Genomic DNA, 14,554 nt, shown 5'->3' on the forward strand with positions numbered 1-14,554 from the left:
TTGCATCGATCGTGACGATACAGCCCTTGAGCGCCAAGAGTTCAAGCAACTCGGGAATTGCCGTGATCTCATTGGATTTCTCCGCCGTAGCTTCTTGCCCCAGCACCAAACGGTTCGATACGGCCCAAGCACTGACCATGTGCAGCGCCGCACGTCCCCGGCGTCGGTCGCGCGAGCCTCGGACCGTCTTGCCGTCCACCGCAATCACCTCGCCTTCTGTCACCCCGGTGACGGTCTGCGTCCAATCGATGAAGCAGTCTTCAAACCGCTTGGGATTGAGCCGTGAGATCACGTTGGCAATGCGATCATGCGACGGAATCCCGTTCTCGAACGGACAAAAGCGACGCAGCCACTCCAGCTTCGCCTCTCCAAACTGCTCGATCGCCTCCCAGCCGTCCGCCCCGCTCAGCACCCCACAGACCGTCAACAGCAGAATTTCTTTAAGAGGATACAGCTTGTTACGCTCAATACGGGGATCTTCAAGGCTGGCAAAATGCTCGATCAGGCTGGCAGACACGCGAGGCTCCTCAAGGCGATTGGCTAACAGGGTGCCGCAACATCATGTCAAATCTAGCGTTAATACGCGCTCGCCCTGGCGTCTTGGCCTTGGCCTCGTCGGTCTCCGCCTGCTGCTGCGCGCACGCCAACGACAGGCTCATGGCCTGGCTGATCGCATGCTGCACATGAAAGAGATCGGTGGAATGATGGGCGTCGAGATCGCGCTGGACATGCGCCAACAGCCCCTTGGCTTCATCGCTGGTGCCCTGCACGACGGTGTCTGACGTTCAGCCCTTCGAGCCCGTGAGCGAGCGCGTGCGTCCAGGCCGCCGCCGAGCGCGTCTCGGCCACCTGCTCGACCAAGATCAAGCCCGAGACCGGCTCGATGGCCACCAGGCGCATCCCATCCTTCCAGGTTTCGTCTTCGGCAATGCTCAAGCGGCGATGCGGCATGGTGGCGGCCAGTTGCGTCCGCTGTTCGCGCGCGCAGGTAACGATGTGCTGCTCCAGTTGCGCATGGAATGCCTGCCTGCTGCGAGCCATAGGAGGCCGCGATGAGCTCCGACAGGCCGCTGAGCTCGAGGAACTCATCGACCACGCGGATACCCGCGCCACCGATCTCGGTGATGCGCCAGTGCGCGGCCACCAGGATCCGGCGCAGCCACACCACGCCCTCGGGCGTCTCGCTGAAGGCGAGCAACACCGCCGGAGCACCGCGCCCCTTGGCTTCGTTCCAGTAACGCAGCGTGCTGCGGGGCACACCGGCTCCGGCCGCCGCAGCGCGTTGACTCTGTCCGTCATTGCGTGCCTGCGCCACCGCGCCGAGACACGCGGCTCGATGACGCCGATCATGCAGTGGCGTCGGATGTCTGAGTGTGCAGTAGAGTTAATCGCGGCAGGGGCATCAGGCAACGGCGTTTCCCTCGGTCAGTTTGCACTGCCAAGGGTACGCCTCCCCGTCGCTCCTGCCACGCCCTCATCGGTCTCAATCACCTACCCAGATGCTCAGCCTTGGACCAATCGATGACCAAGCCCCCCTAGAAGTGTCGTTTTCAGGCTGGTGGCGGTTAAGATGCGACGGCGCGTCAACTGTGAGATTGCTGTGTAACCGGTGTGCTGTTGGGTTAACCTGTTGATTTATTTGTTTTGGTGGTCTTGGGCGACTTGTTTGTGGTGTTTATGTTGAATGAAATCGGTGCATTGGCAAGGTTGACGAAACCAAGGGTGCCGAGTAGTCTTTGAAATAGTCCGTTGGCTAGATGCGACAATGGTTAAAAACAACATGAAGCGTCGGTCTGCGGATCCTTGCAATAATCGGCGTCGCTCAGCCGGGCATGGCGTTGGCGACTGCGTCCGAGTGGTGTACTCTTAGGCGGGCTTTTAAGAGATCGAATCGCTCACGCACCCTCAGCATACCTCGCAGCATTTATCCCACTCAACGGAGTTTTTGACCATGGCAAGACCAGCAACTTATGGAACCTTGGAGCAGGTCCTCGAAATCTACGCCGGCGTCTGGGGCGCCGCCGCTGATGCCGAGGGCGCGGACTACTGGACCAACCTCATCGACAATGAGGGATGGACCTACGACGACGTTGCCGACAGCTTCTTCGATCAGGCGCGCGTTCAGAGCTCCTATCAGGACGGCTCGGGCGATTCGCTGACCGGCGATGCCTTCCTGGCCGCGCTCTATGTCAACATCTTCAAGGTCGATACGCCCGATACCGAAGGCTTTACCTACTGGCAGGGTGTCATGTCCGAGATGGGCATCACCGATTACAACAGCGAAGGCGTTGGCAGTCTGGCGATGCAGATGATTGACGGCATGTGGGCGAACGAGGCCACTGTCGATACCACTCAGATGCTCTATCAGAACTGGGTCGAGGCCAGCGTCGACTTCTATAATGAGCAGGTTGCGGATGGGCTTACCCCCTTCAGCCAGCTGTCTGCTGCGGACCAGAACGCATTTTTGGCTGCCGCCGGAGCCTTGGTCGACGGGCTTGATGCAACCTCTACTCAAGCGGACATTGATGAGGCCGTTGCTGCATCGATTGGCGCTATTTCGCCGCTTTCTTTCGAATTTTCTCAGGATGCAGATGTTGGTTTGGCTAACGAGGGTACGACTGTCACCTATACCGTGACCGCCTCCAAGGCTGTCGATGCCGATACCACCTTCACCTATACCCTGAGCAGCACCGACCCCAACGTTACACCTTCCGATTTCAGCACCGCGACGGTCGGCACCGTCACCATCCTGGCTGGTGAAACCACCGGCACCTTCGAGATTGGCATTGCCAACGATGATCTCGCCGAGTTGCCCGAGACCTTTAGCATCACCCTCTCCGGTGCCGACACGACCGAGGTCATCAATACGACCATCGTGGATGGTGCGGTCGTTTCGGGTACCGCGCTTACGCTCGGGCAGGATACCTTGATTGGTGATGACCAAGACAACCTGTTCACCGCACCGGTCGTTCAGAATGTTGTGGGTGCTTTGGCGAACACCTTGGAGACTGGGGATGTCATCAATGGCGAAGGTGGTCGAGATACCCTCATTGCCGACTTGACCACCACGGGCTCATCTTCGGTCCCCTCCGGGCCTGCGATTTCGGCGACGACGAATGGCGTAGAGGTTGTGCATCTGCGCGCCCAATATCCGCAGGATGATGGTGAGGTCAATCTTTCTACCATTGATGCCGAGAAGATGCTCGGGGTTCAGGAATGGTGGACTGACAATAGTCGGGCCGATATCCAGGTTGAGGACATTCGCTCCTTACCGGAACAGACCACCTTCGGCATGACCGAGACCGATCCTGGCGTGAGCTTTTCGGCCTACTTCGATCCGGCACAGGTTGCGGATGACCGCTTGACCGCTATCGATTCCAGCCTGACGCTGCGCTTGGAGGATGCCGCCACTCCTGGGTCGCTGGAGAATTTCCCGGTCGACGGCGTTTCCTTCACCTTCAATGGCGAGACCTACACTCTGGCCTTGGATTTGGGCGAGGGCGCTGCGCGCACCTATGATGCATTGCTTGATGCGGTTAACGCCGGGCTCGCAGCCGATGAGGCGCTTGCTGGGCTGACGGCCACGTTGAACCCCGACAATAGCCTGACCATCACGGATTCCGAGGGTGGTACTTTTGCGGCGCTGGGGTATAGCTGGATCAACGACATCGTTCCTCCGTCCGGTACGTTGAATTGGGATTTGGTTGTTGGCGCACCCATTCAGGATGAATCGCCGGTTGAAACCTCCGTCGTGCTCGACTCCGTTGGCCGCACCTCGCAGGGCGGTAGCTTGGATATCGGATCGATGGGCGATGGCGGCGTAGCCGTGTTTGATGTCGCTGTCGATGGCTCGAGTTGGTTGACCTCCATGGAGTCCCGCAGCGATCTTGGTGGTGGTGATCGCAATCTGGAGACGGTCAATCTGACGAGTACCGGAGCGAATGGTGACCTCTCGGTCGGCTCCACGATCGAAGATGAGACCGGCGAACTCGACGGTCGTGTCGAGAACGGTTTGACGGATGTTCGCACCGTCGATACTACTGCCTTCCTCGGTGACTCGCTCAATCTGGGTATCGTTCTGACGGGGAACTCCGTCGGTCGCTATCTCAACGAGGCGACTGAAGAGGTACCGTTTACCTATACAGGTAGCGCGGGCAATGATAACTTCACCATCTCGGTCGATAATGGCCTCTCCGGCGATCCGGATTTCGCGATCGACGTGAATCTTGGCGCGGGTGACGATCGCCTGAACCTTGATCTGCCGGTTGCCAGCAGCGCATCCGTCGATGGTGGTGAAGGGGATAACATCATCGCCGTTTCGGGTAGCCACGGCGTGGGTAGTACGACCTTCGAAGGCTTTGCCAACTTCCAGACCTATGAGGTCGAGGGTACTGGCTACAACAGAATAAATACCAACGGCGATACTCAGTTCGAGTTCGACGCCACAGACCATGACTTCGCTAGCATGGCCGGTGTGACCTCTGTCGTGATCGCGACGGACGGTGTGTCAAACGTTGTTAAAGGTGTTCTTGGTGTTAATAACACTACTGGTGCGGACATTGCGTCGTATGGTGGTGACAATACCACTCTGATTAATGTCGCAAGTGGAACCGGTATCACTGTCTCGGGCAAGAACCAGACGCTGGGCGACAAGAGCGACAACCCCCAGTACTTCGGAGATCTGCAGGTCCAAGGGGCGGATGGCACGACCCTGGATGTCGATCTGGATAACACGGCGCGTGTTGGTGGCCGCTTGATCGTCGACTCCTTGCAGATCGAAGATCAGCCGCCTGCGCCTTCCGCTAATCCGAGTGCGGTGACGACCCTCAATCTGACCTCTGGTGGTCAGCGTGATAGCAGCGACGTGGTGAAGGACCTCCAGGCCGAGCGTGTCACGACCTTGAACCTGGACGGCACTCAGGATCTGGGTATTCGTGTGACTGACCTGGCATCCACTCCGGTGGTTAGTGGCGATTCCCCGGCAATGAATGTCAGCGCGTCCGCCCTGACTGGCGATCTGAATCTGGGTATGGATGCAACCTTGCTGGATAACGAGGATGAAGATGTTCTCGTTGGTACGGCAGGCACGGATGATTGGCTGATGCTCTATAACGGTGTCGATACCAACGCCGATATTTCTGGGTTCGAGATGATCCAGTTCGGTATGCGTGGCGGTCCTGTATCGAACCACGTGAAAGATGCAATCGAGGGTGGAAACACGTTGCTCGGTGCTCAGGGCACATTCGATGCCACCAACGTTGACGATGTCGCGAAGTACGTGATCGCCCGTGTCGATGGGGATTTGACCCTTGAAGGTCTTTCTGGCGAGGTCAACGTCGATCTCGGCGATGCTACGGGTGGGAATGGTCAGTACCTGGCTGGGGGGGCTGTTCCGACGTTCAACTTCGTGGCGACAGGGACTTCCGACACCCTCAACCTCAATGCCGTCGATACCTTGGACGCGGGCAACTTTGCCTCTTCAGCGATCGGTGGTCTTGACGGGACGGCGGCCGGCATTATCAATGTCGAGGGCTTCCAAACCGTCAACGTCGACCTCGACTTCAGTGAGCTCACCCAATTCGACATCAATGCCGCAAACGATGAGGCGGGCGATCCGAATGGAATCTTGCACGCGCTTCTGGCGACCGATGATGCGGCGCGTACTCTGACCTTGAGTGGCGGCAATGCCTCCGATTTGGTCGATGTCAAATTGGAACTGGAGTCTGAACTCAATACCAGTCTGACCACGGTCGATTTCCGGAACTTCGATGGTGAAGTGCTGGATGCGACTTGGGATTCCACTGAGGGAAGCAATGCTGATGTCTATGTGAACAGCTATAGCTTCAAATTTGACCTAGGCGGTGATAACGCTCTCTATTCCGTCCCGCTTGGTGCTGCTGCTGGGGGTGATGTCTCTGAAGTGCAGACGTTGAATTTCGCCGGTTTCGGTGACTTGGCTGTCGGTGAGTCGTTGTCGATCACCTTCGCGGGTAGCCTCTATACCTACACCAATGAGACCGATGCGGCGATTGCGGCGGCTGCCCTGAATGCCACAATCATTGCCGATGCTGCAAATTCGCCGAGTGGCTTCGCGATTGCTGCTGGTGGTGGTGGCGTTGTTCAGCTGACGGCATCGGCGGCGCTGCCTGGTGATATGCCGAATGCGGTTGTTGGTGCGAGCGACGCCGCGAACACCCCTGTGGTTCCGATTACGACAACTGCTGGCGCTCAATTAACAGGCGATCCTGCATACGATATCGTGACGACTCTGTCTGATTTCGTGACCAACTTCATCTTTACGGAAGATGCGAATGAGGCTGGGGTGGTCTGGCAGATCGACGGCTTCCAGGCCTTCGATGTTCAGGGTAATGTCAACTTGGGTAATGCCTCCATCATCGATCTTCAGGCGTTGGGTGTCGATAGCGCGACAGATATCGATATTCAAGATGCTGCCACGTGGTGGAGTTCCTTGTCTGCTGCGGAGCAGGCTGAATATGATTTGGCGGCCAATCCGCTTTTGGACGACGCCGGCAACGCTGTCGTAACCTCGAACACTGGTGCGGACTTCACAATCCTTCTGACGGGTGTTAATTGGAACGACCTGAGCGATGAGAACTTCGCAGGCATTGCTTAAGCGGGGTGCTTGACTAGTTAGCTCGTGCTAGACACCGGGGCCACATCCTAGGATGTGGCCCCGGCTTATTTGGGGGATGCATGGACCGTGAAATGAAGCCTTTAGATCGTAAGCGCCATCGCGCCTTGCGGTTATCGCACAATCAATCCTATCAATTCGTCTCCAGTCGATTGCTGGTGACCTTGGTCGCTGCGGAGGTTGCACATGCTGCGCGTGAGTACCCTGTGGTATTCCCGGTTGGTGATGACCCTATGCCGATGGCGCTTCTGGGCGTTAAGGCGGGTGAAAATCTTCATGTGAATGGGCAAGGCCAGTGGTTGGGTCGCTACATACCTGCCGTGATTCGTAGCTATCCGTTTCAATTGATGATGTCTGAAGCGGAGGGCTCAGGCGTAGACTCAACGGTGCGCGCCGGGATCTTGATCGATGAGTCTGCTCCTCATCTAAGCGACCAGACTGGCGAGCCCTTATTTACCGAGACCGGAGATCCATCGCCCGTGCTGTTGCGGGTCCAGAAGGTGTTGGTCGCCTTGGAGCAGGATCGACGCCGCACCGTTGATCTCGTCTCGAAGCTCATCGGGGCTGGGCTATTGGTTGAGCGAGATCTTACGGTTCGTCCGGCGGGAGATGCGGGCGCGTATCAAATTACGGGTGTGCGTGTTGTGGATAAATCCAGGCTCAAGCAGCTTCCCTCGACTGAGCTTCAGGATTTGATGCAGTCGGGAGCATTGGATTTGCTTTATGCACATCTTTTGTCTCTGACCAATCTGAAGGATGGATGGATGGCAAAGCAATTGGCGATTACAGCTACGGCCGAAAATCCTGATGTGATGAGTGACATTCTCGGATCTGATACGATCAGTTTTGATTTCCTTTAAAGTTACTGACTTTCTCAGTTTGTCGTCGTCCTCAAACACTGAATGAAAGCGAGATTTGGTGTGCTCACTGAAAGGTGTGATGGCGGGGAGGTTGTGCCCGTATTTATCTTTGATGTCGGCTAGGGTGCCGAGCCCAGAAAGTCCGGGGTATCTTTGTGGTATTCTCCCCTTAAGCAAGCTAAATGACGGCTCGTCTGAGTCCTCGAATGTGGCGGAATTCTCCCATTTGAGATATTGCAAATCCGGAGGTTGCTGTCTGTGTTGTCAGCATTTAGTGGGAAACGCGTGCTGTTGCTGCAAGGTCCGATGGGGCTCTTTTTCTGGCGGCTGAGACAGGATTTGCAGGACGCGGGGGCTCAAGTTCTTAAGATCAATCTCTGTCCAGGGGATCGGCTTTTTTATCCCAGTCATGCAACTGCGTTTCGCGGTACTCTTGATGTATGGCCCGATTTTCTCGATAATTTCATTATTGAGCATGACGTTGACATCATTATGCTCTTTGGCGACTGTCGTCATTACCACATCGGCGTGCCGGAGATCGCTCGCAGGCGCCAGGCTCAAGTCTATGTGTTTGAGGAAGGCTACATTCGGCCGGATTTCATCACTGTCGAGCGCGGCGGTACCAATAATTTCTCCTCCCTTCCTCGGGACCCCGATGTCTATCGGGCTCAAATCCCGCATACGATCACGCGGACCAATCCGCTGCCAGTCAAGCATGCCTTTTCGCGCGCGGCCCTTTTTGCGATCCTTTACGCGCTTGCGAATGCATTGCTCGGGTGGCGCTACCCACATTATCGGCATCATCGCTCGCTTGAGCCGCTGAGCCAGGCCTTCTACTGGATTCGCTCCTGGGTGCGCAAAATCTGGTTTCGCCATCGTGAGGCGGGATTGGCCCGCACACTGTTCGGCCCGCTCTCGGGCCGGTTCTTTCTGGTGCCTCTGCAGACGCATAACGATGCTCAGATCAGCGTCCATTCCGATTACGACTCGATAGAGGAGTTCATCGGTGATGTGTTGTGTTCTTTCGCGCGACAGGCTGCGCCGGATGTGCATCTGGTGTTCAAACACCATCCCCTCGATCGCGGCTACCGCGATTACGGCCGTGTTTTGAAAGACATGACGCTAGCGTTCGGTCTGGAAGGACGCGTGCACTATGTCCATGATGTGCACCTTCCGACCCTGCTTGATAAGGCGCTGGGGACGATCGTCATCAACAGTACGGTGGGTCTGTCATCGCTGCTGCATGACACCCCGGTGTGTGTCATGGGGGATCCCGTCTATCACATGCCTGGATTGACCTTTCATGGGCGTTTGGATGATTTCTGGTCGGCCCCTGGTAAAATCGACCGTGAGCTCTACTTGAATTTCCGCGCCTGGCTGCTGGCCTGGAATCAGGCCAACGGCAATTTTTATCGGCGTCTTAGTGCAGTATCCAACCGAACAGGTATGGTTTGGCCGCCGAGTTTGGGGTTGATAACTGCGTCGCAGCCGCAGCCGCAGCCGCAGCCGGCAGAACCTGTTTATCAGGCGGCTTCTTTGTGTCAGGTCAGCCCAATCGAGTTGCGTGTCGCCCAGGCCGGTACGGATTGACTAGCGAGGTTGATTGGCTGGAGTCGGCTCTTTCGTTGCCGATTTCTTTCTGCCAATGGTTTGAGCGTGTAATTCCTTTCTGAGTACTAAGTTGACGACATGCTGCTCGCGCTTGTTGGCGCGCTTGCAATGGTCCTGTTGAAACAGGTCTGCGAAACGGATGACGAAGCGCGCCCAGCGCTTGTTGTTGCGTTCGCGCCAGGCGTGCGATGAGATGGATTCCCAGGAACAGCCGTTGAACACCGAGGCGTTGACGAAATGGTCTAGCGCCCTGACGCCAGCGCGCGCGCGCGCGATGCGTCCGGTTAATCCGTAGAAGGCGAGCAAGGCGAGCCCGAAAAGGGCTAAGGGGAGCAGGATCAGCGATAATGCGAGGCCCGTAAAAAATTCTTTCATCGATCGATTCCGCAGCAACCCCCCCTAAGAGAGGGGCATCCTCTGATGTGCGCAAGGCACGAAATTTGGTTGCGAGATGATAATCCTGACTGACGCGAGAGGCGAATTCCGCTTGGTGAATTTTAGTGACAATCGATTGTGGCTGCGGGGATGTTGAGCCTTCGCGATCTGGTTCGCTAACGTGGTTGCTGTTAAGATGCGGTTCCCCAAGGCATGGGATGGCGTTGATTTCAGGTATTTGATGTTTCGACGGTTAAGGAAATCGATGTCAGTTTTTGAGCACGGGAATCAGTCATTGCTTGTCCATGTCGGCTTGCTCGGAACCCGTGTTCTCTTGCGTTCAGTTTTCGCCAGAGTATCCTTGTGTTTCTGTGTCGCACTGCTTTCGGGATGCGCTCATTGGCCTCCCAGTTGGACGCGCGACCTATCCGGTGGTACCAACGCTGCCGAGACCCTCAGCTTTCAAGAATTACTGACTCGCGAACCAGCCAATACGTTAGTTGTGCTTCCCAGTAGTCCCTGGGGGACCAATATTCGAGTCTTGTTGCATGAGACGTACGCAGCAGCCAGCGGGCGGAATTGTCGCCAGCTGACGATCGATCCCGATGCGAATGCCACTCCCGCGTTGGCTTGCCAAGACCCCGATGACCCGACGGTTTGGGTGCCGGTGCGTCTTTTGCAGATTGGAGGACGGCCGCTCTTGAGCGTTGGTGACGAGGCCACGCCTGTTTGGAGTGGATCTAGATGAAGTCTCTGGTTTGCGCGGGCATCTTGTGCCGCCTGCTGATTCTGTCTTGCTCTGTCTGGATGCTGACGGTCTGGGCGCCGACCGTGGGTGCCCAGGGCATCAATGCTCAGGTTGATGTTCCTCTTGATCAGCGTGTTCAAAACCCGCTATCAAACATGAGTTCCTCGGTTTTGCTTGGTCCATCGAGAGTCGATGATATCGAGCCGTTTGGAGCCAGTCTGTTCGCGGGTGGCTTCAGGTCCAAGCTGACATCCGATCTGAACCCTGGCTATATCATCATGCCAGGCGATCAGGTGACGGTGCGTGCCTGGGGTGCTCTTGAGGTCGACTTGGTGCTGACTGTCGATACGCAAGGAAATATCTTCATCCCCGATGTGGGGCCGGTGCAGGTGAAGGACGTCAGCGCGGCCGATCTGAACGCTCGCGTAACCAAGGCGATCAAGTCGATCTATACCGACAACGTTTCGGTGTATACGAATCTACAGGGTGTGCAGCCTGTTGCTGTCTTCGTCACGGGTTTCGTCAAGAAACCCGGACGCTATTCGGGCACGCCGAGCGATTCGGTGCTGAATTTCCTCGACCAGGCGGGCGGTATCGACATGGCCTCGGGTAGTTTTCGCGACGTGCGGGTGTTGCGCGATCATCGCCTTATCGCACAGGTCGACCTCTATCCCTTCTTACTTGACGGCAGCCTGCCAAGACCGCAATTCGCGGATGGCGACACCATCGTGGTCGGGCGTCAAGGTCCGATGGTGACCGTATCGGGCGATGTTGCCCAACCGCATCGCTATGAGTTGACGGAGACGACTCAGTCGGTCGCCGATCTGATGCAATGGATTCAATTGCGGCCTGGTGTCTCACGTGTGCTTGTAACTGGTGTGCGCGATGTCGGTCCCTTCTCGTCCTATATCTCGATCGACGATCTAGCCTCTCATTGGCTGCAGTCCGGAGACGAGTTGTTCTTCTCCGTGGATCAGCATCAGGAAACCATCGTGGTTCAGTTGGAAGGTAGCTTCAAAGGGCCTTCGCGCTTTACCGTGCCTCGCAACGCGCAGTTGATGGAATTGCTCGATAGTATTCCGGTCGATCCAAAACTCTCGGATGTTTCGAGTGTTTCCATTAGGCGCAAAAGTGTAGCGCAGCGCCAGCGCGAATCCCTCAATGAAAGCCTGAAACGACTCGAAACTGCGTATCTGGGGGCATCCTCGTCGACGGTCGATGAAAGCAAGATTCGGGTCGAAGAGGCCAAGTTGATTCAGGATTTTGTAAAGCGTGCTCGGGAGCTAGAGCCTACGGGTCGCTTGGTGGTAGCTGAGGGTGGGAGGGTTCGGAATACCAGCCTACAAGACGGGGATGTCATCACTATCCCAAATCGGTCTGATTCGATTTTCGTGAGCGGTGAGGTGCTGGTGCCGCAAGCGATGGTCTATAAAAGCGGACAGGATGCCGATGAATACATCCACCGTGCGGGAGGATTCACTGATCGGGCCAATACTCGAAAAGTTCTCTTGGCTCGCCAAAGTGGCGAGGTGGTCTCCGCCAGTGATGCGGCTTTGCTTCCGGGCGACGAGATTCTGGTGTTGCCCGAGATTCCGAGCAAGAATCTCGAGTTGGTTAAGACTTTGTCGCAGATCCTCTATCAGATTGCGGTTGCAACCAAGGTGGCCTTGGATCTCTGAATTGGGCTTGTTATGACGGATGGGGTTCGCTCGCACTGGCAAGTCACCTGGAGCGTTTGGCACGCGCTTTTCATGCGCGAGGTATTGGCGCGCACTATGGGTGATCGATTGGGGTGGTTCTGGATGCTAGGCGAGCCGGTTGCCTTTATCGCCGTGATGGTTGGTATTCGCAGCGTGCTTGGTCGTGCGCGATTGATTTCTGGCGCAGAATACATCCCTTGGTTGATCGTCGGCATCATCGCCTTTTTCCTCTTCCGCGAAGGCATGACGCGGTCATTGAAAGCGATCGAGGCCAACCAAGCGCTGTTCGCCTACCGTCAAGTCAAGCCGATCGATCCGGTGTTGGTACGTACCGTCATGGAAGGTGTGCTCAAGACGATCGTCTTTATGATCCTAATCGCTATTGCCAGCTTGCTTGGCGAGGATGTGCTGCCGGGGGATCCGCTAGGCGCTATGTTTATTTGGGTGTCGATGTGGTTGCTGGGATTGGGTGCCGGCTTGATCCTCTCTGTCGCGGCACGTTTGGTGCCGGATATCGAGCACGTCATTGGTGTGATGATGTTGCCGATGTTCATCCTGTCCGGGGCTATTTTTCCTCTACATAATGTGCCGCACGAGATCCTGCAGTATCTGCTCTACAATCCGGTATTGCACGGACTTGAGCTCTTACGGTCGGATTTTTTCCCCGGTTACAAAACCTATCAGGGCGTGAGTCTCGGCTATCTCTGGTCTTGGATTCTGGTCATGCTCGCGCTCGGCTTGGCTTTGCATGTGCGTTTCGCCGCGCGATTGAAGGCACAATGATCGAAATCGAGAACGTCTACAAGCGCTATCACACCCGTAACCACCAATCGACCGATTGGGTGTTGCGTGGCGTGAACTTCCATCTCCCGAAAGGTAAGAGTCTAGGGGTGATCGGAGGCAATGGTGCGGGTAAATCGACCCTGTTACGTCTGATTGGCGGAATGGACTATCCTGATCGTGGACGTGTCGTGCGCCGCTGTCGGGTTTCATGGCCGATCGGTCTGGCGGGCGGGTTTCAAGGCACCATGACGGGCCGTCAGAACGTCAAGTTCGTTGCCCGTATTCATGGCAATGCCAAGCGGATCGAGGAAGTGATCGATTCAGTGCAACGCTTCGCTCAGATCGGCAAGGCATTCGACGAGCCGATCAAGACCTATTCCAGCGGGATGCGCAGTCGATTGGCCTTCGGCCTATCCCTGGCATTCGACTTCGATCTCTATCTGTCCGATGAGGCGACGGCGACCGGTGATGCCTCATTCAAGGCGAAGGCCAAGCAGGCTTTCAACGAGCGTGTCGGCAAGGCCAGCATCATCATGGTATCGCACAGCGAGGGGATTCTGCGCGATCTCTGCCAGGCGGGTCTGTGGCTGCGTAACGGTGAAGGAGTTTGGTTCGACGATATCGCCGATGCGCTCAAGGCCTATGGTGACAGTGTCAAGGCGGCTCCAGATGCCAATCCGCCACTCAAGAAGGCCGGTTAGCGAATGAAGATACTGCGTGCCTATCCCACATGGTGGTTGATTTTGGGCGCCATTGTTGGTGCGATTTTTTACTGGTCTTTCATGGCGACCGATCGCTATGTTTCGCGCGCGCACGTCGTCTTACTGAGTGCGCAGATTACTCAGCCGCGTGTCGGTCTCTCGGCGATTCTTTCGGGAACCTCGAACAACGATCTGCTGATGTTGCGTGATTATCTTCTTTCCACGGATATGCTTACTCGGCTCGATGCGGAATTGCATTTGCGCGCGCACTATTCGAATGAGCATATCGATTGGATTTCGCGGCTTTCGTCATCCGATGTGCCGACCGAAGATTTTTATCGTTATTTCCTGCGGCGTGTCTCGGTCGAATTGGATGAATACGCGCAGGTGCTGCGTGTTAGCGCCCAGGCTTACGATCCGGAAACCGCGCGGCAGATTGTGACTCTGATGCTGAAATTCGGAGAGGAGCACATGAATGCCATGGGGCATCGTCTCGCCGAGGAGCAGGTGCGTTTCATCGAGTTGCAGGTCGAAGCTGTTCGTGCCCGTATGGTCGAAGCGAGCGATCGCATGTTGACCTATCAGAATAATCACGGTTTGGTTTCCCCGACGGATACGGTCGAGAGTATCAGTGCGGTAGTCTCTGGGTTGGAGAGCGAGTTGGCCAAGCTCGAAGCACGTAAAGGTGCGATCAGCGTTTCGCAGAGTGAACGCTCACCGGAGATGATGCGACTCAACAGTGATATTCGCGGGATGCGCGAGCAGATCGCGATCGAGCGGGCACGTTTGGCGCGCGCCTCTGGCGGTGCGCTCAATCGCTTGTCTGCGGATTATGAGTTGCTGCGTTTGCAGGTTCAATTCACGAAGGAGTTGTATTCGAGTTCTCTGGCTGCACTCGAAAACACGCGTGTCGAGGCGGTGCGTGCATTGAAACAGGTCTCGGTGCTACAGGCGCCGACCGAGCCTGAATATCCGACGGAGCCGCGAAGGCTTTACAACATCACGGTGTTTGCCATCTTGGCCTTGCTGTCCGGTCTCATCGTGCAACTCCTGCTCGCCATCATTCGCGATCACAAGGATTGATCGGCGGTTCCGTTTTTGTGCTCCAGGCAAGCTGCTCGTGA

12 protein-coding genes are annotated in these 14,554 nt (G+C 56.3%); 8 read left to right on the forward strand and 4 right to left on the reverse strand.

Features of this window, described 5'->3' with window-relative positions:
* The 3 genes from THIDRDRAFT_RS18230 to THIDRDRAFT_RS18240 form a co-directional block, all read right to left on the reverse strand.
* Window positions 1-517 (reverse strand): ISAs1 family transposase (locus THIDRDRAFT_RS18230; RefSeq protein WP_007042377.1); only part of this gene is annotated, 517 nt, incomplete at its 3' end.
* 10 nt (window positions 518-527) lie between these two features.
* Window positions 528-770 (reverse strand): hypothetical protein, encoded by a 243-nt coding sequence (locus THIDRDRAFT_RS18235; protein WP_040845351.1) that lies wholly within the window; start codon window positions 768-770, stop codon window positions 528-530.
* A complete protein-coding gene (locus tag THIDRDRAFT_RS18240; RefSeq protein ID WP_040845352.1) occupies window positions 751-1,041 on the reverse strand; it encodes a hypothetical protein in 291 nt (96 codons plus the stop codon). Before THIDRDRAFT_RS18240 ends, THIDRDRAFT_RS18235 begins: the two co-directional genes overlap by 20 nt.
* A 910-nt stretch (window positions 1,042-1,951) precedes the next feature.
* On the opposite strand from THIDRDRAFT_RS18240, the gene THIDRDRAFT_RS18245 reads away from it, so the two are divergent.
* The 3 genes from THIDRDRAFT_RS18245 to THIDRDRAFT_RS18255 all read left to right on the forward strand — a co-directional run bounded on the left by THIDRDRAFT_RS18245 (window position 1,952) and on the right by THIDRDRAFT_RS18255 (window position 9,102).
* On the forward strand, window positions 1,952-6,634 hold the full coding sequence (locus THIDRDRAFT_RS18245) for a beta strand repeat-containing protein (protein ID WP_007042379.1): 4,683 nt from the start codon (window positions 1,952-1,954) through the stop codon (window positions 6,632-6,634).
* 80 nt (window positions 6,635-6,714) lie between these two features.
* Window positions 6,715-7,512 carry a SapC family protein gene (locus tag THIDRDRAFT_RS24035; protein WP_083827520.1) on the forward strand — a complete coding sequence of 266 codons (798 nt, stop codon included), beginning with the start codon at window positions 6,715-6,717 and terminating at the stop codon, window positions 7,510-7,512.
* A 258-nt stretch (window positions 7,513-7,770) separates the two neighbouring features.
* The gene (locus THIDRDRAFT_RS18255) at window positions 7,771-9,102 is read left to right on the forward strand and encodes a capsule biosynthesis protein (protein WP_007042381.1); all 1,332 of its coding nucleotides are present in this window, start codon (window positions 7,771-7,773) and stop codon (window positions 9,100-9,102) included.
* Here the strand turns inward: THIDRDRAFT_RS18255 and THIDRDRAFT_RS18260 are convergent, their stop codons facing one another.
* The gene (locus tag THIDRDRAFT_RS18260) at window positions 9,103-9,498 is read right to left on the reverse strand and encodes a hypothetical protein (protein WP_007042382.1); all 396 of its coding nucleotides are present in this window, start codon (window positions 9,496-9,498) and stop codon (window positions 9,103-9,105) included.
* A gap of 265 nt (window positions 9,499-9,763) precedes the next feature.
* Here THIDRDRAFT_RS18260 and THIDRDRAFT_RS24825 point away from each other — a divergent pair, with 265 nt between their 5' ends.
* From THIDRDRAFT_RS24825 to THIDRDRAFT_RS18280, 5 genes are read left to right on the forward strand one after another with little or no spacing between them, the layout of a single operon-like run.
* The gene (locus tag THIDRDRAFT_RS24825) at window positions 9,764-10,246 is read left to right on the forward strand and encodes a DVU3141 family protein (protein ID WP_139058803.1); all 483 of its coding nucleotides are present in this window, start codon (window positions 9,764-9,766) and stop codon (window positions 10,244-10,246) included.
* Window positions 10,243-11,925, forward strand: coding sequence for a polysaccharide biosynthesis/export family protein (locus THIDRDRAFT_RS18265; RefSeq protein WP_007042384.1), 1,683 nt, complete (start codon window positions 10,243-10,245; stop codon window positions 11,923-11,925). The genes THIDRDRAFT_RS24825 and THIDRDRAFT_RS18265 overlap by 4 nt, the downstream gene beginning before the upstream one ends.
* Window positions 11,926-11,937: 12 nt before the next feature.
* Window positions 11,938-12,729 carry an ABC transporter permease gene (locus THIDRDRAFT_RS18270; RefSeq protein ID WP_040845354.1) on the forward strand — a complete coding sequence of 264 codons (792 nt, stop codon included), beginning with the start codon at window positions 11,938-11,940 and terminating at the stop codon, window positions 12,727-12,729.
* Window positions 12,726-13,430 carry an ABC transporter ATP-binding protein gene (locus THIDRDRAFT_RS18275; RefSeq protein ID WP_007042386.1) on the forward strand — a complete coding sequence of 235 codons (705 nt, stop codon included), beginning with the start codon at window positions 12,726-12,728 and terminating at the stop codon, window positions 13,428-13,430. The genes THIDRDRAFT_RS18270 and THIDRDRAFT_RS18275 overlap by 4 nt, the downstream gene beginning before the upstream one ends.
* Window positions 13,431-13,433: 3 nt before the next feature.
* Window positions 13,434-14,513 (forward strand): KpsE/RkpR family capsule polysaccharide export protein, encoded by a 1,080-nt coding sequence (locus tag THIDRDRAFT_RS18280; protein ID WP_007042387.1) that lies wholly within the window; start codon window positions 13,434-13,436, stop codon window positions 14,511-14,513.
* Window positions 14,514-14,554: the final 41 nt, after the last annotated feature.

The sequence above is a fragment of the Thiorhodococcus drewsii AZ1 genome, assembly GCF_000224065.1.
Classification (GTDB): Bacteria; Pseudomonadota; Gammaproteobacteria; order Chromatiales; family Chromatiaceae; genus Imhoffiella; species Imhoffiella drewsii.

Excerpts from the sequence above, each read along its gene's own strand:
- THIDRDRAFT_RS18240 (WP_040845352.1), bottom strand. The coding sequence starts at position 1,041 with ATGGCTCGCAGCAGGCAGGCATTCCATGCGCAACTGGAGCAGCACATC.
- THIDRDRAFT_RS18245 (WP_007042379.1), top strand. The coding sequence starts at position 1,952 with ATGGCAAGACCAGCAACTTATGGAACCTTGGAGCAGGTCCTCGAAATC.
- THIDRDRAFT_RS24035 (WP_083827520.1), top strand. The coding sequence starts at position 6,715 with ATGGACCGTGAAATGAAGCCTTTAGATCGTAAGCGCCATCGCGCCTTG.
- THIDRDRAFT_RS18260 (WP_007042382.1), bottom strand. The coding sequence starts at position 9,498 with ATGAAAGAATTTTTTACGGGCCTCGCATTATCGCTGATCCTGCTCCCC.
- THIDRDRAFT_RS24825 (WP_139058803.1), top strand. The coding sequence starts at position 9,764 with ATGTCAGTTTTTGAGCACGGGAATCAGTCATTGCTTGTCCATGTCGGC.
- THIDRDRAFT_RS18265 (WP_007042384.1), top strand. The coding sequence starts at position 10,243 with ATGAAGTCTCTGGTTTGCGCGGGCATCTTGTGCCGCCTGCTGATTCTG.
- THIDRDRAFT_RS18270 (WP_040845354.1), top strand. The coding sequence starts at position 11,938 with ATGACGGATGGGGTTCGCTCGCACTGGCAAGTCACCTGGAGCGTTTGG.
- THIDRDRAFT_RS18275 (WP_007042386.1), top strand. The coding sequence starts at position 12,726 with ATGATCGAAATCGAGAACGTCTACAAGCGCTATCACACCCGTAACCAC.
- THIDRDRAFT_RS18280 (WP_007042387.1), top strand. The coding sequence starts at position 13,434 with ATGAAGATACTGCGTGCCTATCCCACATGGTGGTTGATTTTGGGCGCC.